The organism is Psychroflexus sp. ALD_RP9 (assembly GCF_017311165.1).
GTDB lineage: Bacteria > Bacteroidota > Bacteroidia > Flavobacteriales > Flavobacteriaceae > Psychroflexus.
Map to the genome: position 1 here is coordinate 1137646 of NZ_CP062973.1, position 22938 is coordinate 1160583.

General features: G+C 31.6%; 21 protein-coding genes. 17 read left to right on the top strand and 4 right to left on the bottom strand.

Annotated features, from left to right (window positions below; translation table 11 throughout):
- Positions 1-8 precede the first annotated feature (8 nt).
- The 3 genes from IMZ30_RS05420 to IMZ30_RS05430 all read right to left on the bottom strand — a co-directional run bounded on the left by IMZ30_RS05420 (position 9) and on the right by IMZ30_RS05430 (position 7740).
- Positions 9-1214, bottom strand: coding sequence for a GAF domain-containing sensor histidine kinase (locus IMZ30_RS05420; RefSeq protein WP_207039532.1), 1206 nt, complete (start codon positions 1212-1214; stop codon positions 9-11).
- On the bottom strand, positions 1211-5047 hold the full coding sequence (locus IMZ30_RS05425; RefSeq protein ID WP_207039533.1) for a PAS domain-containing protein: 3837 nt from the start codon (positions 5045-5047) through the stop codon (positions 1211-1213). Before IMZ30_RS05425 ends, IMZ30_RS05420 begins: the two co-directional genes overlap by 4 nt.
- Positions 5048-5229: 182 nt before the next feature.
- A complete protein-coding gene (locus tag IMZ30_RS05430) occupies positions 5230-7740 on the bottom strand; it encodes a M14 metallopeptidase family protein (protein WP_207039534.1) in 2511 nt (836 codons plus the stop codon).
- A 139-nt stretch (positions 7741-7879) separates the two neighbouring features.
- Between IMZ30_RS05430 and IMZ30_RS05435 the strand changes: the two genes are divergently transcribed.
- From IMZ30_RS05435 to IMZ30_RS05450, 4 genes are read left to right on the top strand one after another with little or no spacing between them, the layout of a single operon-like run.
- The gene (locus IMZ30_RS05435) at positions 7880-8233 is read left to right on the top strand and encodes a hypothetical protein (protein ID WP_207039535.1); all 354 of its coding nucleotides are present in this window, start codon (positions 7880-7882) and stop codon (positions 8231-8233) included.
- On the top strand, positions 8190-8444 hold the full coding sequence (locus IMZ30_RS05440) for a hypothetical protein (RefSeq protein WP_207039536.1): 255 nt from the start codon (positions 8190-8192) through the stop codon (positions 8442-8444). Before IMZ30_RS05435 ends, IMZ30_RS05440 begins: the two co-directional genes overlap by 44 nt.
- Positions 8445-8476: 32 nt before the next feature.
- Positions 8477-8680 (top strand): putative signal transducing protein, encoded by a 204-nt coding sequence (locus tag IMZ30_RS05445; protein ID WP_207039537.1) that lies wholly within the window; start codon positions 8477-8479, stop codon positions 8678-8680.
- 6 nt (positions 8681-8686) lie between these two features.
- Positions 8687-9802 (top strand): NAD(P)/FAD-dependent oxidoreductase, encoded by a 1116-nt coding sequence (locus tag IMZ30_RS05450; RefSeq protein WP_207039538.1) that lies wholly within the window; start codon positions 8687-8689, stop codon positions 9800-9802.
- A gap of 21 nt (positions 9803-9823) precedes the next feature.
- Here the strand turns inward: IMZ30_RS05450 and IMZ30_RS05455 are convergent, their stop codons facing one another.
- Positions 9824-10252, bottom strand: coding sequence for a TerB family tellurite resistance protein (locus IMZ30_RS05455; RefSeq protein WP_207039539.1), 429 nt, complete (start codon positions 10250-10252; stop codon positions 9824-9826).
- A 73-nt stretch (positions 10253-10325) separates the two neighbouring features.
- Here IMZ30_RS05455 and IMZ30_RS05460 point away from each other — a divergent pair, with 73 nt between their 5' ends.
- The 13 genes from IMZ30_RS05460 to IMZ30_RS05520 all read left to right on the top strand — a co-directional run bounded on the left by IMZ30_RS05460 (position 10326) and on the right by IMZ30_RS05520 (position 22925).
- Positions 10326-10757 (top strand): ATP-dependent zinc protease, encoded by a 432-nt coding sequence (locus IMZ30_RS05460; RefSeq protein WP_207039540.1) that lies wholly within the window; start codon positions 10326-10328, stop codon positions 10755-10757.
- Positions 10747-11619: a 30S ribosomal protein S6--L-glutamate ligase gene (gene rimK, locus IMZ30_RS05465; RefSeq protein ID WP_207039541.1), complete on the top strand. Its 873-nt coding sequence runs from the start codon at positions 10747-10749 to the stop codon at positions 11617-11619. Before IMZ30_RS05460 ends, rimK begins: the two co-directional genes overlap by 11 nt.
- The gene (locus IMZ30_RS05470) at positions 11619-12593 is read left to right on the top strand and encodes a succinylglutamate desuccinylase/aspartoacylase family protein (protein WP_207039542.1); all 975 of its coding nucleotides are present in this window, start codon (positions 11619-11621) and stop codon (positions 12591-12593) included. Before rimK ends, IMZ30_RS05470 begins: the two co-directional genes overlap by 1 nt.
- A 2-nt stretch (positions 12594-12595) precedes the next feature.
- On the top strand, positions 12596-13156 hold the full coding sequence (locus IMZ30_RS05475; protein WP_207039543.1) for a 5-formyltetrahydrofolate cyclo-ligase: 561 nt from the start codon (positions 12596-12598) through the stop codon (positions 13154-13156).
- Between the two features lie 68 nt (positions 13157-13224).
- Positions 13225-14148 (top strand): PfkB family carbohydrate kinase, encoded by a 924-nt coding sequence (locus IMZ30_RS05480; protein ID WP_207039544.1) that lies wholly within the window; start codon positions 13225-13227, stop codon positions 14146-14148.
- Positions 14149-14187: 39 nt separating this feature from the next.
- Positions 14188-16089, top strand: a complete 1902-nt coding sequence (locus IMZ30_RS05485; protein WP_207039545.1) for an amidophosphoribosyltransferase — start codon at positions 14188-14190, stop codon at positions 16087-16089.
- A 40-nt stretch (positions 16090-16129) separates the two neighbouring features.
- Positions 16130-17431 carry a flippase gene (locus IMZ30_RS05490; RefSeq protein WP_207039546.1) on the top strand — a complete coding sequence of 434 codons (1302 nt, stop codon included), beginning with the start codon at positions 16130-16132 and terminating at the stop codon, positions 17429-17431.
- 106 nt (positions 17432-17537) lie between these two features.
- Entirely contained in the window at positions 17538-18470 is a 933-nt protein-coding gene (locus IMZ30_RS05495; protein ID WP_207039547.1) for a sulfotransferase family protein, read from the top strand.
- Between the two features lie 17 nt (positions 18471-18487).
- Positions 18488-18976, top strand: a complete 489-nt coding sequence (locus IMZ30_RS05500) for a hypothetical protein (RefSeq protein ID WP_207039548.1) — start codon at positions 18488-18490, stop codon at positions 18974-18976.
- Complete coding sequence (locus tag IMZ30_RS05505) at positions 18969-19835, top strand: glycosyltransferase (protein WP_207039549.1); 867 nt, start codon at positions 18969-18971, stop codon at positions 19833-19835. Before IMZ30_RS05500 ends, IMZ30_RS05505 begins: the two co-directional genes overlap by 8 nt.
- Positions 19836-20122: 287 nt before the next feature.
- A complete protein-coding gene (locus IMZ30_RS05510) occupies positions 20123-20983 on the top strand; it encodes an O-antigen ligase family protein (RefSeq protein WP_207039550.1) in 861 nt (286 codons plus the stop codon).
- Between the two features lie 436 nt (positions 20984-21419).
- The gene (locus IMZ30_RS05515; protein ID WP_207039551.1) at positions 21420-22148 is read left to right on the top strand and encodes an O-antigen ligase family protein; all 729 of its coding nucleotides are present in this window, start codon (positions 21420-21422) and stop codon (positions 22146-22148) included.
- 39 nt (positions 22149-22187) lie between these two features.
- Positions 22188-22925, top strand: coding sequence for a WecB/TagA/CpsF family glycosyltransferase (locus tag IMZ30_RS05520; protein ID WP_207039552.1), 738 nt, complete (start codon positions 22188-22190; stop codon positions 22923-22925).
- Positions 22926-22938: the final 13 nt, after the last annotated feature.

Below are 22938 nucleotides of genomic sequence, written 5' to 3' on the forward strand. Positions count from 1 at the left end.
AATTAGTCCTAAATTTTTGGTATGGTAAAACTAAATTGACTTCCTTTATCTATTGTAGATTTTACCCATATCTTACCACCTAAACTTAGCACAATTTTTTTACATAAAGCCAATCCCATACCAATACCTTTATCGTCGTTATGTAACCTTCTGAATAACTTAAAGATATGTTCAAAATTTTTTTTGTCGATACCAATACCATTATCAATGACATTAAATTTCCAGTAGTTATCAAGGTGTTCAGCTGTTATATTGATGATCAAATCACGATTAGGATGTCTGTATTTAATAGCATTACTTATGAGGTTTCTAAAAACAATATTAAGTGGCATTTCAACAGATTCTACTGTTGGTAAATTTTCAAATTTAATGTCAACTTTATTTTTTTGAATTTCACTTTTATAAAGTTGAATAGCTGATTTTACACATTCTTCTGTATTAATTGAGGTAAAGGAATTTTCATCAACACCTGTTTTAGCAAATTCTAGTGTTTCTTCAATTAAATGCAATACCTTGTGATTACTTTGCAAAGCATAATTAATATATTGTAATGCTTTTTCATCTAGGGTTTTTTTATAGTCTTCCTTTAAAATTTCTAATAAGCTACTTGTAGATGTAATTGGAGATTTTAAGTCGTGAGCAAGTGTAAAGACAATTTCTTTAATCAGTTTAGATTGTTCATTAATTTGGATTCTTGACTCTCTTAAGTAGCGTTCTTGTTTATGAAATTCTAATATTCTACTAGCTTGTTTTGCTAATTTTTTAAGCGCTTTTTTTTGGGATTCATTTAAATGATAAGGTTGCTGGTCTATAACACAAAGTGTTCCTAGTGCATAACCATTTTTTGAAATTAGAGGTGCACCAGCATAAAACCGAATATGTGGGTTTGAAGTCACTAATGGGTTATCTTTAAACATATCGTCTGCGCTAGCATCATTAACAATGAAAAGCTCGTCAGGTTGTTGTATTGCATGTGTACAAAATGAAATATTTCTAGGCGTTTCAGTTACATTTAAGCCTTTACAGGATTTAAAATATTGCCGATCATGATCGATTAAAGATATTAAAGATATGTTTGTACCACATAATGCCGAAGCAATTTCAGTGAGTTCATTAAGTGCTTCATCTGGGCCAGTATTAAGAATTTTATAATTGTAGAGTTCGTTTAAGCGTTCTTCTTCTGAAATCTTTCTATCGAGTTGGGTTGTCGTCATTCGCTATTATTTAAAGGGATACTAAACTTAAACAGATTTCCATTGGCATGAGATTCTACCCAAATTCTACCACCAAGTCTTGTCACAATTTTTTTAGCCGTTGCTAAACCTATTCCTGTGCCTTTAACTTCTGGCGCTTGTTTAAGTCTTGTAAAGATAGCAAATACATTTTTATATTGCTCATTATTTATAATAATTGCGTTATCTTTAACACTAAATATAATTTGATGTTTACGAACTTTCGATGAAATTTCTATGTCAGGCGATTGATTTTTAGGAACGTATTTAATGGCATTATCAATTAGAATAACAAATATTTGACGGAGTTGATACTTAGAGATAACCAGAGTTGGTAAGTTATGATATTTAATTGAAGCCTTACTACTTTCAATCGAGGCTTTTAGGAGCATTTTAGCTTCTTCTATAATAGTTGCTACCTTTACCTCTTCTAACTTATTTTTGAGGCTATCTACTTTAGAAAACTCAAGCAAGTCTAAAATTATTTTTCGCATACGTTGTGCACCATCAACAGCAAAATAGATGTACTGTTTGGCTTTTTCATCTAATAAATGGTCGTAGTTTTTATCAAGTTGAGATAAAAAACCAGAAATCATACGTAAAGGTTCTTGTAAATCGTGTGATGCAACGTAGGCAAATTGTTCTAACTCTTTGTTAGATCGATTTAAATCTTCGTTTCGGTTTTTAAGGGTTAAATTTAATTTTTCAAGTTGTGCCTCGTAATTTTTTTGATTGGTTACATCTTGTAAGGCGCCAACAATTTTTAGAGCTTTACCGTTTTGATCTCTCATAATGTAACCTTGGTCGTAGATATATCTAAAGCTATTGTTATTATCTTTGAGTTGGTAATTGTCTGTCCAATAATTAAGCTTTGGATTTTTAATGCAATGATCAAAATGTTTTTCGACGCGTTCTAAATCGTCTTTATGAATAAGCTTTATCCATTGGTTAATAGTTTTAGGATAATCTTCAGCTTTATAGCCAAAAAGTCGCCCAAAACCTTCACTCCAATCAATAGCATCCTCAACTAAGTTAACCTCCCAAATAACATCATTAGTAGATTTAGAAATAAGTTCAAATTTATTTTTAGTGTTTTTAAGTTCTAACTCAGTTTTAATTTTATCAGTAATATCTTTACCAACACAATAAAATAAGTCTGTTGTTTTAGAACGTGATATAGTCCAGGCAATATGAATATAAGAATTAGACTTACTTAAAACCCTACTTTCTAAATAAATTGGCGTATTGTATGTTGTGCTTTTAAGTTTTTCAATGAGTTCTTGGTAATCCTCAGGATGAAAAAATTTAACAATAGGATTGCTAATTAAAAATGCGTTAGTATAGCCTAAAATTTTTGAAGCTGATGGATTAACTCTTTTTAAATAGCCGTCTTTTCTAGCTATACAAATAAAGTCTGGTGCATAATTTACAATTTGGTTAAGTTCATCTTCGGCTTGTTTATGTTTTATTTCACTACCTAAATATACTCTATAATCTTCTAAGAGTTCGGTGAGAAAATCTTCGCGTTTAGTAAATTTATTATAGCCAAGAATTAAAAGTCCTATTTTTTCTGAGTTTTGTATAATTGGTATATAAAATACTGTGATTAAGCATTCATTTTTAGTATTTGAAAATACTTGAGTGCTTGATATACCCTTAATAGTTTTAATTGAGTTAGTATGCCAATACTGGCTGATAAATAACTTGCTAAAATCTTCGTTTGCTAATTTGACACTAAATTCAGAATTATAATGTTTATTATCTTCAATATAGCATTGTTGTTTCAGCTTTTTTTCTTGCTGATCATACACCCATAATTCTCCATAATTAAAATCTGTAAACTTCTGTGTAAGCTTAAAGGTATGATTTAAAGCCTCAGCTAAATGAGATGAGGTTTTAAATAATTCATTGGTTTCTTTAATGAGTTCTTGTTGAATTTCTTTAGATTTTTTTTCTGTAATATCTTTTTCTACTGAAACCCAATGGGTAAATTTCCCTTCAGAATTAGCAATGGGTGATACTGATAAATTTATCCAAAATTCTTGACCTTTTTTATTGTAATTTAGTACATCAACTTCAAAAGACTCATAGTTTAACATTTTGTCATACATGAGTTTTATAGTTTCAGCACTTGTTTTTTGGCCATGAAGAAGTTTAGGCGTATGACCAATAATTTCATTAATATCATAACCAGTTAACTGTTTAAAACTTTTATTCGCATAGATTATTACGGGACCTGATTGGTCTAAAGGCTTAGCTTCAGATACTAAAATGGCATCTGTAGTGTTTTCTATAACAGATTCAAGTAAATTTAAATGATCTGTCCTAGCTTTTTCTTTAGAGATATCTTTTAGAGCACCAATTACCCGAATTGCTTCAGCATTTTTATCTCTAATGATAACAGCATTATCAAACACATCAGCATAAGTATTTTCACCATTTTTAAATCTATAGTGACAAGACCATCTTTCTTTTTTAGGGTTGTTAAGAGCTTCAAAAAAACTTGACATCACACGTTCTAAGTCCTGATTATGTATATGCTTGCGCCAAAAAGCTTCATCGACAATATTAGATTTCAGTTTTACATTAAAAATCTGTTGATAACTATTGCTCCAATAACGTGTATCATTTATAACGTCAAAATCCCAAATGGCGTCACTCACTGCTTTAGAGGCATATAAAAAACGGTCTTTTACATGTTTAAGCTCTTGATTCGCTAAGTAAGTTTGCGTTTCGTTAGTAACTGTAGATATCATGATATTTTGCTCAAAAAGTGGAATATTTTTAGCACTAATGTATCTTGTCTCACCTTTCGCTGTGGTTACTTTTAAGTTTTGCCAAGCCATACGACTAGGATCACCACTTTTAATATCTTTAATTACTTCAGATTTGATTTTTTCACGATATTCAGCCTCTGGATAAACTAATTCAAAAAATTGATCAAAACTTGTTATAGCAGCTTTATCATGCCCATAAATGTTTTGAAATGCTTCATTAAAATAAGTCGGTTTTCCAGAGTCAATTTCATTTATAGCAACACCAATTGGTAAATTATCTAAAACAGTAGATATAAAATGATTGCGTTTTTTAAGCTGTAGCTCTTGTTCTTTTTCTGTAGTTATATCTTGTAAAGTTCCAATTAAGCCAACAATTTTATTATTTTCTAGCTCTACTTCAGCTTTTATTTTTACCCATTTTTTATGGTTTAATTGTGTGGTAATTTGAGTGATAAATTCAAAAGCTTTTCCATGATTTATAGCTTTTTTTATATGTTGCTTGAGTTTTTGCCGATCTTCTTCAGATGGAATAAAATTGTATTCATCACCATAAACAGGTTTATAATCTTTTTTAACTTCAAGAATACGTTTAAAATTAGAGGTACAAATTAATTGTTTAAATTCTACAAATAAGTACCAACTACCTATGTGAGCCACTTTTTGGCTTAATTCAAAAATTTTAAAACTCACATCGCCAGCTTGTTGAGCTATACTTTGTAAAGGCAGAAACTTAATGGAAACAAATTGAGATTGGCCTTCATAAAACCACTGAAATTCTAATTGAAATTGACCTGAATCGCAATTGGTTTTAAGTTCTAGTTGAAGTGTCTCAGGTTGTTGTTTTAACTTTGTTAGAGTTGATGCTAATAAATTTTTGTCAACAAGATGCTGCTTTAAAAAAGCATTAAAGTTAGTCTGCTGAAAATCTCCAAAACACTCTGTTGCTTTTGTGTTTATGTCTATAATTGAATAGGCTTCATCTTCAACCTGTAAAACGATGTAGGCAGATTTCTGAGCATTTAAAAATGAACTTAGCATCAACTTTGCTTTTATGGGAAATGATTTATACTAGCTTTATTCACCCATAAAGCTAAATATTTAAATCTAAAGAGCCATAATAAATATGTTTATTTACATAAAAAGAAATGCTATTCATAAAAATAAATCAACTTAAATAGATAATATATTGATTTTTAGTTAATTAATTTTTAAGTTGATAATTACATTTCTTCAGAAAAGTAAATACTATTCATAAGTAATTTCATGCTACCTAACCAAAAAGCTCTAAAGTTGGTATTATCAGTAAACGCGATGACTTGACCTCGACCAAAACCAGAAGTTTGAAACGGAACACTTTCTTTTAGTAAGTCTAAATTCTCATCATTAATATAGCCACTTAATAAAGGCGTTTTAGTATACTGAATAGGATTATTAAAACTTAATTGGTTTGCTTTAACAAATAACTCAGTATTTCTAAACAAAGCTATTTTTTGGGTGTTAAAACCGTAATTTATAGGATGAGTTTGGTCGATTTTAGCTTCAAAAATAGCACCACCAATTTGTTTAGCCCCATAAAAACTAGAACGCTCATCATAACTAATATTTTTAGCATTAATACTATCATTCAAAAATTCTAAATCAATCAATTTTGAGCGATCTAACCATTTTACAGAATTTCGATAACCTATTAAAGTACCGCCAGATCTCACCCAAGTTTTAATTTGTTTTAATCCTTTTGCATTAACAGGATTTCCGTAAGAACTTGGTAGTATCAAATGCGTATATCGACTTAAATCAGTTCTATTAAAGTTTTTTGTGTCTAATTTGGTTACCGGAATTTCTAAACGTGCGTCAAGTAAATGCCAAATTTCACCTGCATCATATGGAGATATACCTTCACCAACTATTAAGGCTATTTTGGGTTGTTTAAGATGAGCCATATTTGGGCTTCCTAAATTAATGCCTTGAGTTAAACCTGTGTTTAAAGCGCTTACTTTAACTTTATATGTTTGACTTAACTTAGACACTAACTCGTAAATTTCTTGTGCGTCAAGCTTTTGGTTAGCCACAGGTAATAAAATTGTACCATAATCAAACTTGTCTTGGCCAGAACTAAATGGCTTTTTAGCAACTTTTAAACGTAAATGATTGTTTTGTAATTTGTTAATGAGTTTTGGGGCATTAAAATCGCTCCACCTAATCGCATAAGCATACGTGCTTTTATCAGTTAATTTTGGTTGGTAAAATTGGTGTCCTTCAAAGTTATTACCAAGATCTAATTTTTTAGTCTCTTCAAAATCTACGCCAAAGGCATGTTTAAAATCCCAAGCCGAAACATCATAAAAAATGCTATCTTTAAAACTTGTTCGAGAATTAAACATAGCTTTAACCAAGCGCTGTTGGGCTTGTTGTTTCGGAATCACTAAACTGGTTTCAGGGGTAAATTTAGTGCCATTAACTTCAACTGGAGACGCTAAATGCTGTAATTTAATTTGGTGTTGCTGTAAAACTTTAGCCAGTTCTTCTGTTAAAAAAGGATTGTTCTCATTTCCGAAGATGTAGTAGCCTTTTTCAGCATTTTTAAAAGCATTATAATAAAATTGATCTTGTAATTTTAGTAATTCTGGTTTTAGATTTACTGCTGCTTTTAAGGTTGATAAAGCAGTGGTAAACTGATTTTTGATGGTAAATTTAAATTCTAAAATGCCATTGTCGGTTTCTTGTGCACTACCTCGCGAACTCGCTTGCTCAAATAAAATTCCTATACTACCATTAATATCTGGAAATGTTGAGCCTTTACCGTAATAAAAGTCGTCAAAACTTTCTTTAGAATAGTACAAACTCCCAATACTATCAAGTGCTTCGGCATGAAACTCACCTATCTTAGCGGTTAAATCTTGATTAAGTTGTGGTGTTAAAGGATTGGTGCGTTCTTGAATACCTGGCTGAAAAAAGAAAGTAGAATTTGAACCCATTTCATGATGGTCTGTCAAAACATTTGGGCGCCATTCATAAAAAGTAGCAATACGTGCTTGGCTTTCTGGCAACTGTACTGGCAACCAATCCCGGTTTAAATCAAACCAATAATGGTTGGTACGGCCACCTGGCCAAGTTTCATCAAATTCACGGTCTTGCGGATCTGGATTAACATGTAAACTTCGGTTAGAATTAGTCCAATGTGCAAAACGTTGTATGCCATCAGGATTAAAACTTGGGTCTAGTAAAATAATAGTTTCATCTAATAAACGCTCGATGTCTTCACCTTCAGCCGCTGCTAAATAATAGACTAAAATTAAAGCCGAATTTACGCCGCTAGGCTCATTTCCATGCACTGAAAAACCCTGATTAACAACAATAGGAAGTTCCTCAAAGTTAGCATTGTTCAGTGTATTATCAATTAAAACTTGACGTTTAGACTTAATATTATCGAGTTGCTTATGATTGTTAGTTGAAGTTACCGTGAGCAGTATTAACGGCCGTTTTTCATAGGTAAAGCCTCGGTTTTCAATGCTTATACGTGGCGAAGCTTCAGCTAAGGCATACATATATTGCACGACTTGATCATGAGAAGCATGCCAATCACCAGGTACAAAACCTAAAACTTCGCTAGGTTTAGGTATTTCAGAATTATAGCTAACAGTTGTTGGCAAAAAATAATCAAGCTGGTGATCTTGAGCAAAACTAAACTGACTTAAAATAAAGGCAAGACCAATACAAAAAACCGATTTCATAAACTAAATTTTATAGGTTGAAACTTTGACCTCTAAAATACAATAAAGTTTAGTTTAAGCTAAAATGAAGGTTTGTAAAATTATCTTCGGCATTAATATTTTATATTTGCCTTTATGTATATTTTTTAAAATTAATCTTATGTCAAAGATCCTTTTTTTGATTTGTTTCTTTTCTACATTGTTTAGTTTTAGTCAAGCTGAAAATATCGAAGTACTTTTAGAAAATGGCAAAACAATTCATGCGAAATCTTATTCGCCTAAACGAAAATTTCTTAAAGTAAAATCTATTGAAGGTGAACGTATTAAGCTGAATTATGAAGACTTAAACATGGTTCGGTATACTTTAACACACGGTAAAGATGTAGACACCATAGTGAAACAGTATGTAAGAACTTCAGAAAAAAAAGGCCAATTAATGAAACGTATTGTCTCGGGCAAATGCAACATTTATGAACATTATAAAGGCTCCAAACTACTATATTCCGAGTTTTGATATTAATTATTACGCGGTAAAAAATCAACGTAAAGATCAAATTGCTCAAAAAATATATCATTCAGGACTTAATATAATAAGGTCTAAAGCTAACAAATTATCTACTTTTTTTAAGGATTGCCCTAAAGTGACTTCAAGAATTAAAAACATCAACTCTGAGAAAGAATTTTTAGCTTTTGTAGAATATTACAACCAAGTTTGTGACGATTAAGTTATCTTCAATCATCAATAAAAATGAATAGAATGGATAAAATACGTGTGTATAGTTCGAAAAATGAGATTGAAGCCAACTGTATTGTGCTTGCTTTAGAAGAGCAAGGTATTGTTCCACATATGATTAATAAAACCGATTCTGCACACGCCAAATTGTTTGGTTATATTGAAGTTTACGTAGACAATAATCACCAAGCAAAAGCTGAACAAGTAATTAAAGATTACTTTAAATAAGCAAGCATGAATTTATCGTATTGGGAGCAGCAGTCCTGGTTTTCTAAGGTCGATTATTGTGTGATTGGTAGCGGCATTGTTGGCTTAAATTGTGCCTTAGCTTTACGCCAAAAATACCCAAAGGCTAAAATTCTTGTACTTGAACGTGGCCAATTACCACAAGGCGCGAGTACTAAAAACGCAGGTTTTGCCTGTTATGGAAGTGTGAGTGAACTCTTAGCCGATTTAGAACATCATACCGAAGAAGAGGTTTTCAATTTGGTTAACCAACGTTATCGAGGCTTAGAGTTGTTGCGAAATACATTAGGCGATAAAGCCATCGATTATCAACAATATGGCGGTTTTGAAGTCTTTTTAAATTGTGACCAAAAGAGTTTTGAAGAATGCTATCATCAATTGAAGCCATTAAATGAGTTGTTACATCCTATTTTTAAAACCGATGTGTTTCAATTGAAGCCTAACACCTTCAATTTTAAATCCTGCCTACCCGAATTAATTCAACATCAGTTAGAAGGCCAAATTGATACAGGAAAAATGATGCAGCAATTACTTCAAAAAGTGCAATCTGAAGGAGTTTTAGTTTTAAATTCAGCTGAGGTTTTAAGTGTTTCAGCTGAAGTTTCTTCTGTAAAAATTCAACTTCCCAACCTAGAATTTACAGCACAACATACCTTTGTAGCGACTAATGCTTTTGCAAAAGATTTGCTTGAAGTTGAGGTCACGCCTGCTAGAAATCAAGTTTTAGTCACCCAACCCATTCATAATTTACAACTCAAAGGATGTTTTCATTTAGATGAAGGTTATTTGTATTTCAGAAATATTCATAATCGTATTTTACTCGGTGGTGCTAGAAATTTAGCCCCAGGAACCGAAACAACAACAGACTTTAAGCTTACAAAACTCATACAAACCGCGCTTGAATCATTGTTAAAAGAGGTAATTTTGCCAGATCAAGATGTAGAAATTACCCAACGTTGGAGTGGAATTTTAGGTGTTGGGCAACAAAAAAAACCGATGGTTAAATCGGTTTCAAATAACTTGCATTGTGCCTTTAGATTGGGCGGAATGGGCATTGCCATTGGTAGCCAAGTCGGTCGAGATTTAGCTTATTTAATTAAGTAGTGTTTTAGTGCGCCTAAGAAATTAAAATTTACCATCAATAAAATTCAAGTAAGTTTCAAAACTAAAAGCACCACTAAATAAAACCATTGATTTATTTAAAACTTCACCAGCTGTAGCTTCGTTAAAACCAAGTCCAATCGCGTAACGCTTCAATAAAACCGCTTCGGCATCATCCATCACGCCATCAACATAAATAATTTTAAACAAGTCAAATAAATGCTCTAATCGTTTTTCGCGAGAGCTGATACCTTCAACAGGATACTTAGCAGGATTGCTTATGACTTTGGCATAATCATGCTCTGTAATGTTTAGCTTTCGGGCAAATCGTTTGAGTAAACCTTTTTCTAAATCGGTTATTGTGCCGTCTGTAGCTGCTAGATTCACCAAATTGGCAAAATGATTAAGATTAGTTGACGGGCTTTGTAAATCGTAAATATCAGTTGTTGACATAATTAAAAATATTTTTCAATAAATATACTATTAATTAAAATTCAACACTTAATTTTGGTATTGAAATTAGGGTATGAGTAAAAAAATAATTGGTAGACGTGATATTGCAGATTTTCCAAACCTTGGGTTAGCACATGTTGATATAAAAATTGATACTGGCGCCTACACATCATCTATACATTGTGACCAAATTGAAGAAATTAACAATGAGTTACATTGTCGTTTCCTTAACCCAAAAGATAAACAAAGCAACCATAAACATCTTGTTTTTAAAGACTATAAGCATATAAAAGTTAAAAGCAGTAATGGTATTGTGCAACACCGTTATCAAATAAAATCGACCATACAATTATTTGGAAAAACCTATAAAATTTCACTTTCTTTGGCCGACAGATCAAGCATGAAAAATCCAGTTTTAATAGGTCGTAAATTTTTGAATAAAAAATTTATAGTCGATACAGATTTAGAATATTTATCACACAACACTACACATCATGAACATTAGAGTACTATCTAGAAATCCCAACTTATATTCAACAAAACGCTTAGTTGAAGCTGCCAAAAAACGTAAACATGAGGTTGAAATTATTGACCCGTTAAAATGTGACTTGGTGATTGAAAAACGCAATCCAAATATTTATTACAAAGGTCATTATTTAAAAGATACTGATGCCATTATCCCTAGAATTGGTGCTTCAGTAACATTTTATGGAACTGCAGTTGTAAGACAATTTGAAATGATGGGCGCATTTACCACGATAGACTCTGAAGCTTTGGTAAGAAGCCGAGATAAATTAAGAAGTTTACAAGTGCTATCACGTGCAAAAATAGGTTTGCCTAAAACCGTTTTCACTAATTACTCTCGTGATGTAGAAGGCGTAATTGAACATGTTGGTGGTACGCCTTTAGTGGTTAAATTACTTGAAGGCACACAAGGATTAGGTGTGGTTTTAGCTGAAACCAAAAATGCTGCAAAATCTGTCATAGAAGCATTTAACGGATTGCAAGCTCGTGTGATTGTTCAAGAATTTATAAAAGAAGCAAAAGGTGCCGATATACGTGTTTTTGTGGTAGACGGTCATGTTGTTGGTGCTATGAAACGTCAAGGAAAAGAAGGCGAATTTAGGTCTAACCTTCACCAAGGCGGATCAGCTGAAGTGATTGAACTTAGTGATGAAGAAGAAATTGCAGCCATAAAAGCAGCAAAAGCTATGAGACTTGGCGTTGCCGGTGTAGACTTGCTACAAAGTTCTCGAGGTCCTTTAATTTTAGAAGTTAACTCTTCACCAGGACTTGAAGGTATAGAAAAAGCAACAGGCAAAGATATTGCTAAAACCATTATACAATACATCGAAAAAAATATTTAATGCCGCATATAGACGAGCAAAATGTCTTGCATATTCTTGGCGAAGAAGTTTTACCTGGGCAAAAAGCACGTATCAATTTTAATACAGCCAAGCTTTACACTAACACAACGGTAGAAGTTCCTGTTATTATTAGGCGTGCTAAACGTAAAGGTCCAGTAGTTTTAATCACCGCTGGCATTCACGGCGACGAAATTAATGGCGTAGAAATTGTCCGTCAAGTTATCGCTAAAGGAATCAACACACCACGGATCGGAACCATTATTTGTATCCCTGTAATTAATGTATTTGGATTTTTAAACCAATCAAGACAATTTCCAGATGGTCGCGATTTAAACCGCATGTTTCCTGGGACAAAAAAAGGCTCTTTAGCCAGCCGACTCGCCTATCAATTTGTTGAAGAAATTTTACCCGTTGCTAATTATTGTCTAGACTTTCACACCGGTGGCGCCAGCCGATTTAATGCAGCACAAATTCGAATTTCGCAGCACAAACCTGAATTAAAGCATTTAGCTAGCATTTTTAATGCACCATTTACCATTTACTCTAAAACTTTAAAAAACTCGTACCGTTCAATTTGTGAGAAAAAAAATATTCCTATTCTATTATTTGAAGGTGGCAAATCAATCGATAAAAATAGTGATATTACAAGATACGGAGTTGAAGGTGTCAAGCGTATATTAAAACATCTTAATATGCTAAAAAGTGGTTTTAGTATAACAACTTTAAATGAATACAGCACTTTTATAAGCAAAACTAAATGGATGCGGGCTAAATATAGCGGCATGTTTCACAGCGAAATCCCTATTGGTAAGTACGTCGAAAAAGGCGAAATCATAGCTTTTATTACCGATGCTTACGGCAGTTTGCGTTATAAGGTTAAAGCCACAAATAATGGTTATATTATCAATGTAAACCAATCGCCTATCGTTTATCAAGGCGATGCTATATTTCATATTTCAACCGAGTTAAATTAACGATGAAACCAGCTTTAAGAAAACATTACAAACAACTTAGAGAAGAAATTTCAGCAGAAACCTTAAACCAACTCAGCTTACAAATTGCCAATAAAGGTCTTGAATTAGAGGCACTTTGGCAACAAACTTACTACCATGTTTTTCTTCCGATTAAACGTTTAAAAGAAATTAATACAGAATATCTGCTTCATATTTTACAAGGTAAAGACAAGCAAATTGTGATATCGAAATCTGATTTCGAACAGCTTGAAATGCAACATATTTTACTCACAGATGCCACAAAAATAGAAGTTAATGCGGTCGGAATTCCCGAACCAGTTGAAGGTATTGCGGTTAACCCAACTCAGCTTGATGTTGTATTTATACCATTATTAGCCTTTGATCAAGACGGAAATCGTCTAGGCTATGGTAAAGGCTTTTATGATATTTTTTTAAAACAATGTAGTAAAACCACCTTAAAAGTTGGCGTTTCATTATTTCCACCAGAAGCTAAGATTAAAGCCGAATCTCACGACCAAAAGCTCGACTACTGCATAACACCTGACCATATTTACAAGTTCTAGTTAGAAATTTTACTGAAAAACTTATTCTCCATACGATTGTTTTATATTTGCACAAAATTAAACTTCTCATGAGTAAATTATTAATAGTTGGTACAGTTGCCTTTGATGCTATCGAAACCCCATTTGGCAAAACTGATAAAATCTTAGGTGGTGCAGCCACTTATATAGGTTTAAGTGCCGCAAATTTTAAAGCTAAAAGCGCAATTGTGTCAGTTGTTGGTGATGATTTTCCGCAAGAACATATAAATTTATTACAACGCAATAATATTAACCTAGAAGGTTTAGAAGTTGTTAACGGTGGTGATACATTTTTTTGGAGCGGTCGTTATCATAATGACATGAACACGCGAGACACTTTAGATACGCAACTTAACGTTTTAGCCGACTTTCAACCAGTTGTCCCAAATGATTTTAAAAATGCAGATATTGTCATGCTAGGCAACTTACATCCAGCAGTCCAATTATCAGTCATTAATCAAGTCGATAAACCTAAACTTATTGTACTTGACACGATGAATTTTTGGATGGATACCACACTTGACCTACTTAAAGAAGTGATAGGAAAAGTTGATGTTATTACCATTAACGATGAAGAAGCGCGCCAACTTTCAGGTGAATATTCTTTAGTTAAAGCTGCCCGAATTATTAGTGAAATGGGACCAAAATATGTAGTGATTAAAAAAGGAGAGCATGGCGCATTATTGTTTCATGGTAATGAAATGTTCTTTGCTCCTGCATTACCACTTGAAGAAGTGTTTGATCCTACTGGCGCTGGCGATACTTTTGCTGGCGGATTTACTGGTTATTTAGCTGAGACTAAAGACACCTCGTTCGAGAATATGAAAAATGCTATTATTTATGGTTCTAATTTAGCTTCATTTTGTGTTGAAAAATTCGGAACCGAAAAAATGCAAGAACTGGATATAAAAGCTGTGAACGATCGCTTAAAACAATTTAAGTCGCTCACACAATTTGAAATAAATTTAACCTAATGATTTTGCCCTGTATTTCAGGGCTTTTTTTGTAGCCTTATGAGCGAATTAATTAAACACGAATGTGGTATCGCACAATTGCGATTACTAAAACCACTGAGCTTTTACAAAGAAAAATACGGCACAGCGTTTTATGGTATCAATAAAATGTATTTAATGATGGAAAAGCAGCACAATCGCGGTCAAGATGGTGCTGGTTTTGCAAGTGTGAAGTTAGATGTAGCGCCTGGTCACCGTTACATTAGTCGTGTACGCTCTAATGCAGCACAGCCTATTCAAGATATTTTTGGTACAATTAACCAACGTATTAATCAAGGTTTAGAAGACAATCCAGCTTTAAAAGATAATGTTGGCCTGCAAAAAGAAAATTTACCTTATTTAGGAGAAGTTTATTTAGGTCATGTTCGTTATGGCACTTTTGGTAAAAATAGTATCGAAAGCGTTCATCCTTTTTTACGTCAAAACAACTGGATGCATCGTAATTTAATTTTAGCTGGAAACTTCAACATGACCAATGTAACTGAGTTATTTCAGAATTTAGTTGCACTAGGTCAGCATCCAAAAGAAAAGGCAGATACAGTAACTGTAATGGAAAAGATTGGCCATTTTCTTGATTCTGAAGTTCGTAAACTCTACAAAAAACTAAAATCTGAAGGTTTTAACAAACAACAAGCCTCACCACATATTGTCGAGAAAATTAAGTTACATAAAATACTTCGCAAAGCTTCAAAAGATTGGGATGGTGGTTATGCTATGGCTGGTATGTTAGGTCATGGCGATGCGTTTGTATTAAGAGACCCAAACGGTATTAGACCAGCTTATTATTATAAAGACGATGAAATTGTGGTAATTGCATCTGAACGTCCAGTGATTCAAACTGCTTTTAATGTTGATTATGATGACGTGAAAGAACTAGACCCAGGTCATGCCATCATTACTAAAAAAAGTGGTGAAGTGAGCTTTAAACAAATTCTAGAACCACGTGAACGAAAAGCTTGCTCGTTTGAGCGCATTTATTTTTCCCGTGGAAGTGATGCTGAGATTTATACTGAACGTAAAAAATTAGGATCGCTGCTGATGCCAGAAGTTTTAAAAGCCATAGATTTTGATACCTTAAACTCTGTTTTCTCATACATCCCAAACACAGCTGAAACCTCATTTTATGGAATGGTTGAAGCGGCACAAGACGAATTGAATCGGCAGAAAAATGAAGCCATTTTAAAAGAAAAAAATCAACTAACAGACGATCGTTTATCTGAAATTTTAGCCTATCGTCTACGCACTGAAAAAATAGCGGTTAAAGATGCTAAACTGCGTACATTTATTACAGAAGATAGTAGCCGAGACGATTTAGTAGCTCATGTTTATGATGTAACTTATGGTGTTGTAAAACCAACCGATAATTTAGTGGTTATTGATGATAGTATTGTTCGAGGTACAACGCTTAAGAAAAGTATTTTAAAAATGTTAGATCGGTTAAGTCCGAAACACATCATCATTGTATCATCAGCACCACAAATTAGATATCCTGATTGTTATGGTATTGATATGGCTAAATTAGAAGATTTTGTGGCCTTTAGAGCTGCACTAGCTTTACACAAAGACCAACAAACTTACGATCAAGTCATGGGTGAAGTTTATGCTAATTGTGTTGCTGAGAAAGATTTGCCAAGCCATGAAGTGACCAATCATGTAAAAGCGGTTTATAAAGGTTTTAGCGCAAAAGAAATATCAGCTAAAATAGCCGAATTATTAAGTGATGATAGTATTAATGCTAAAGTAAGCGTTATATACCAAAGCATAGAAAACCTTCATGAAGCTTGTCCTAAAAATTTAGGAGATTGGTATTTTACAGGAAATTACCCAACGCCAGGTGGCAATAAAGTGGTTAATAAAGCGTTTATGAATTTTTATGAAGGCAAGAGTGACCGCGCTTACTAATTGTCTTGATGACAAGCTAACACCAACCTAACAACTACTTGTGAATAAACGTATAAATGATATTTTAAAAGATGCCGATTTTAAAGAAATCTTGACAAAGGGATTTTCATTTTTATTATTTAGGCTTGGTGGTACAATTGCAGGTTATTTTTTTACTTTATTCATATCAAATAAATTTGGTGAGGATATTTATGGCTTAGTTGCTCTTGGATTTTCTATGTTTTTAATTTTAAGTGTGGTTGGTAGATTAGGCCTAGATACAAATATGATTAAGTTTTTTTCTCAAGACACAAACGATCAAGAATCAGGTATTTTTTATAAATCGATTTTTAAGTCTTTTGTTTTAAGCTCTATGCTAGCTGGCATTATTTACTTATTTAGAGAGCCTATATTTACTGACTTTTTTAAAGAGCCTAAACCAGAATTAATCCCTTTTTTACCTTGGGTTTTAGCAGCGATTCCCTTGTGGAGTATTACCATTATTAGTGCAAGTTTTTTAAGAGCTAAGAAAAGAAACAATGCTTTTGCTTTGTTTAATAATCCAAGCCGATTTTTATTTGGTTTAGTTTTATTAATTATTTTTTATAGTTTCTCGCAAGAGGCAATGGTTATATTTAAAGCTCATTTTTATGCAGTAGCTATTTCAGCCGCAGTAAGTTTTGGTTTAGTGGTTTATTATTTGAAAACACTTCAATTGAAAACGCAGACCAATTCCTGGTTTTTTCTTAAAGATTCACTTCCGATGATGCTTTCATCTTCAATATTAATATTGCTAGGTTGGATGGATACCTTTGTGATGGGAATTTTTGAAACTGATGCTAATGTAGGAATTTACAATGTGAGTCTAAAAGTAGCCAGTTTAGCTGTTTTTAGTTTACAGGCTATTAATTCGATTTTGGCACCTAAGATAGCGAAAAGTTATGCTGAAGGCCACACAGATTATAAGCGTTTGATAGCTTTTTCTACGAAGTTAAATTTCATGATTAGTGGTGTAGTTGTTGTGGCAATTATAATATTTCATAAGTTTCTATTAGGCATGTTTGGCGAAGCTTTTACAGCTGGTGCGACTATTTTATTTATTTTTTGTGCGGGCCAAATAATCAACTCATTTTCGGGTTCGGTTGGCGTTATTTTGCAAATGATTGGGAAACAAAAAGTATATCAAAACTTTGTTTTAGCAGCTTTAGTCATAAATCTTATGCTTACTTTTGTTTTAACGCCAATATATGGTGGCGTTGGCGCTGCAGTTTCAACGGTGATCAGTATGGTGTTTTGGAATATTGGGAGCGCGATTTATTTGAAAAAGCAGAAAAATATACAAAGTTATTTTAAACCTTTTTGATTTTAGATTCTTTAAGTATTTAAAGCTCTTTACAAGAGTAAAGCCTTATTAATTGTTATTTTAAATTTGATTAATTTCAATAAATAAAAGAAATAAAAACGACTGAATGAAACACATCTTTATAACAGGATGCCCAAGAAGTGGAACCACGATGTTAGGAAGTATTCTTTCAAATAACGATTCTGTAATTGTAACACCAGAATCTCATTTTTTTAATGAATTTGTTTTTAGTCATCTATCAAAACCAACTTCAATTGTAAAAAAAGCTAAGATGTTAGATTATTATAACAATCATTATAGGTTTAAGCAATGGGGAATAAATTCAGCTCATATTGATAATTTACCAGAACAAGTTATGTTATCTTCTTATTCTATAGTCATTGAAGAGACGGTCAAACAGTATGCAGAAGAGCATTTTAATAATAAAAATTTTTCGACAAGAATTGATCACACACCAAGCAATATTAAAGATTTTAGACTATTAAATTTACTTTTCCCTAAATCTAAATTTGTTTATATTGTTAGAGATCCACGAGCGATTTATGCATCGATTAAAAGTTTAGATTGGGGCCCGAATTCTGCTATGAAACTAAGTCAACTTTGGATAGAATATGTTGCTGCATATTTTGCTTTAAATAATTTAGATTCAGATCGAGTTTATTTAGTCAAATATGAAGAATTACTTCAAAATCCTGCGGATACTTTAAAAAGTTTATGCGATTTCCTGCAATTAAAATATACAGAAAACATGTTCTCGGATAATACTTCTTTTAAGCTTCCAAAGTCAACCTTATCTCAACATGCGCTTGTGGGAAAATCACTAGATAAGACTAGAATAAATAAGTGGAAACACGAGTTAAAAAAAAGAGATATAGAAATTATAGAAAGCTATTGTGGGTCTTCACTCAATTCTTTTGGATATATTAATTTTATAAAAAATTATTATAGCTTAACAAGGGAAGATAAAATTAAGAGTTATGCTAAAGAAGTTTATCGTTATATACCAAATAAATTTAGAAAAAAAAATAGAGAAAAATAAAAGCTAGTCTAGTAATTATGTTAACGAAATATAGGCTTATTATTACATTTTTATCGTTCTTTATATTAATTGCTTGTAAATCTAAAACTGAACTCTATTTAGAAAGAGGCTTAGATATTTTAAGCAACGTAAAAGAGATAAATTTTAATATTTATGATGATATTTTTATTAATGAAGTAGGAGTTATTAGAGATCAAAAAGAAGGTACCAAAACCTTAGTATTTAAATTAAATAAAAACGTTAAAGAAGACTCTTTTAAAAATGACTCCTTTATAGGAATAAGCGTTTGGATCATAAATAAAAATAATAAGAAAAGGAAAGAAAACTGGGACTTCAAACCTAAACTTATAGAAGTAAATGATCATAAATACTTTCTAAAAAAAATAAATGTTAAGGAAGATAGGATCAGAAAAATGAAAATATACGCTTATCAAAAATTAAATGATAAGAAGCACATGATAGGTTCGACTATTATTTTGCGTAAAATTTATACTTATAATGACTAAAAAAAACACACCTAGTAACATAGCTCTAGTAACTCCGTTAAAGGACGAAATCAATAATATTGATTCGTTTTTGGAATCCATAAAGAGACAAAGCATACCCATAAAAACTTTAGTCATAGTAGAGAATGATAGCACTGATGGTAGTAAAGAGTATTTAAATAATATTAATGAGATAAAAAACATTGAACAATTTAAAGTTATTAATATAAATTTTAAAGATACCACTTACCGTGTTGGGAAAAAATATGCTACGATTGTAAATACTGGTTTTCAATCTCTAAAAAAAGAGTCTTTCTATAATGAATTAGACTATATTGGCATTTTAGATTGCGATGTGTTTCCAGAAAAAGATTACTATAAAAAACTAACAAGTTTTTTAATTAATAATCCAAAAGTAGGTATTACTAGCGGGCTAATCTATACTGAAACAGGAAAACAACATATTGCAAATCAAAACTGGGTAAGAGGTGGTTGCAGAATTTGGAAAAAAAAGTGTTTTGATGAGGTCGGTTATCAAATTGCCTACACAGCTGATACAGTATCAGTAGCTTTAGCTCATTTAAAAGGCTGGAAAACAAAAACTGTTAAATCAGCTAGTGTAACTTCTAGAGAAGTAGATACAAGATTTTCAAATTCTTCAGAGAAAGGATATCACGCATATTACAGAGGACATACCTTATTTTATATGCTTTTAAAATCTTTTTATATAATTTTTATTAAAAGAAAAGTAAAAACCGGCACTACACTTTTGTTTGGTTTTATTAAAAGTATGTTTACTAAAAGGCCAAGAATTGAAGATAGACAGTTAAGAAAATATTTTAGATATTACATGTTTAATAAATTAATTAAAAAGTATTAATAGTGAACGTTAATGTTATAGTAATATTTATTTGCTTTCTAATTTCTGGTTTTTTTCATCAAGGACTCTATATATTATTTCCATTATTAGTATTATACTACATTTCATATCATAAAGGATTAAAGTTAAAGTTAAATCCTGTTACTAAGATTTATTTATATATCTCTTTAATTACTCTCATTTTTTTTGGATTACAATCAATATTTTATTTTGACATAAAAATATTTTCAATCAAAGGGTGCTTAAGGTATTTTGCTTATTTTTCATTCGCAGTATTTGCCTCTTATATGTCTAAAAAGAATATTAAATACTTTTTTGTAGTATTAGTAGGCTACTTTATTTTAACTATACCATTAGGCTATTTTCAATTTGTCAATTTAGGGCGTTATCATAACATTTTAGGGCATTCAAATCATTTAGCTTATGTGCTATCAATGGTTATTTACTTTTTAGTCTTTAATCGACCATTTAAAAGTAAAAAAATTAATATCATATGTATAACACTTCTTTTTTTATCCTTAATTTTAACAAAATCATCAGGAGGACTTTTAGTTCTTCTGGCGCTTTTAGGGTTCAATGGAATCGTGTCTAATAGAATATCACTTTCAAATAAAATAATATTTTTAACTGTCCCGATTATTTTAGCCATATCAGTAATTAATTTTTCTGAAAAAATAGCTTTTCAACTTGAGTCAATAACTTTTTTAAATTGGGAATTTATTGAAGATAGGGCAACACAATTTACTATAGATGGAGTAAATAGAGCTGGAGGATATGGTTCTTTTGTATGGCGAATTATATATTGGTCTGCAATTATTTATGAGTTTTTTTCAGAGTCTGTTTTTAAAATTATATTTGGTCTAGGAGTTGATCATTTAACTCAAGGAAATATGCCTTATGAATTTATGCAGCAAGATCCACATAACGATTTCGTGAAAGCTCTATTAGAGTTTGGTGTTATTGGCTTATTATTTTTTATATACTTCTTTAGAAAAGTATATAATGTAGTCAAGAAGAACTTTAATATTATCATTATTATGTTTGTTCCCATGTTTTTTGGTAATCCAATGGTAAACTACTCTGTAAGCATGACCCTAATTTTAATTTTAATGTATGAGTATAAAAAAGTTAATACCGAAGTTGACTAATTTTTTTTTAATACTATTTGTTTTATTTACTGTATTACCTGTTAAACTAAATTTTAGTAGTCTAACAATAATAGCCTTAGTAATTTTGAGTCTTATAAACTTAATAATTTTAAAAAACAATAACCTTAAACCATCAAGTTACTTTATTTTCATCATTACGCTCCCATTAGCAATCTATGGTTTAGGTCTTATAAACACAGTAAATATTGATTATGGGATTAGTTTTTTGGTGAAAAACATGAGTTTTTTTGCTTTTCCTTTAATTTTTTTCAGCTTAAGTAAATATGTGAATAGAAATCTGCTATTCAAATCTTACCTCGTTGGTCTTTTTATGACTAATGTTTATTTGTCATATCTTTTTATATACTATTTTAATTTTGGCTTACGATTTTATAAAATTATTACAATCGATATTTATCATTCAACCTATCTTGGAATGTACAGTCTTTTCGCCTATTGGATTTGCTTTATTTTTTTTAAAAAAAACAACAATAAACTGTATTTATTATTAGCAGTGTTCTTCATTTTATCGGCCATAATTACCTCAGCAAGAATCGTTGTTTTACTATCAATAGTTTCTGTCATTATATCGTTGGTATCGACAATAAAATCAAATAGTAAAAAAGTTGCTGCACTTATCTTATTCTTTTTAGTTGGCATTATGGCTATAACAAATGTTCCGTCTTTAAAACAAAAATTCCATCAGTTTTTAGAGTTAGAAAAAATCGGATTTGATAAGAACAACTACCGAAGCATCTCATCAAGACTTGGCAAAATAGAAGCCTCAGTTGCAGTCATAAAAAATAACCTTTGGTTAGGTACTGGAACTGGAGATGCAAAAGATGAACTTGTAAAAGAGTATAAAAAAATGAAATTTACAATGGGATATAAGAATAAATATAATGCTCACAATCAATACTTGGATAACTTAGTTAGGAATGGTATAATTGGTGGTATGATTAGTTTATTAGCGATTTATTTTTTCCCATTTTATATTTCAATTAGACGTAAAGAAAAACTATTGCTTACATTTATAATAATAATTGCAGTAGTTAGCCTAACAGAATCAATACTAGATAGACATAAAGGTATTACATTTTACGTTTTCTTTGTTTCATTAATGCTAAGTTCAATTTTTCAAAATAAATTGCATTCTGAAGATTAAATTCCATTAAAAAATAGTTTTCAAAGACATATCTCATTAATGAAAAGAATAAAAATTTTCAACACCACTATAGACAACCTTAGCATGCAAGAAACCCTGCAAAAGGTAAAGCAAGCAATATCAAATAAAACACAGCTCCATCATGTTGTTGTTAACGCAGGAAAGATTGTTGCCATGCAAGAAGATAAAGAGTTAAGAGAAAGTGTAAATTCTTGTGACATTATTAATGCCGATGGTCAAGCGGTGGTATGGGCTTCAAAACTTTTAGGAAAACCACTAAAAGAACGCGTTGCCGGTATCGATTTAATGGAAAATCTTGTAAAACTAGCAGCTCAAAATAAATATAAAATTTATCTACTAGGCGCCAAAGAAGAAGTCGTCTCTAAAGTTGTTCAAATCTATAAAAGCAACTATTCAAAACATCTCATTGCCGGCTATAGAAATGGCTATTTTTCTAAAGAGGAAGAACAAACCATTGCTCAAGATATCTCCAATAGTGGAGCACAGCTACTATTTGTTGCCATATCATCACCAAAAAAAGAAAACTTTCTTTACCAAAATCGCAAGACACTAAGAAATCTCAACTTTATTATGGGCGTAGGCGGTAGTTTTGATGTTATTGCAGGAAAAACTAAACGCGCACCTGTTTGGATGCAAAAATCTGGACTCGAATGGTTTTACAGGTTCATGCAAGAACCTAAAAGAATGTGGAAAAGATACCTTATCGGAAACACGAAATTCATATTTTTGACAATCAAACAATTTTTTAAAAACTAACCACTCACATAAA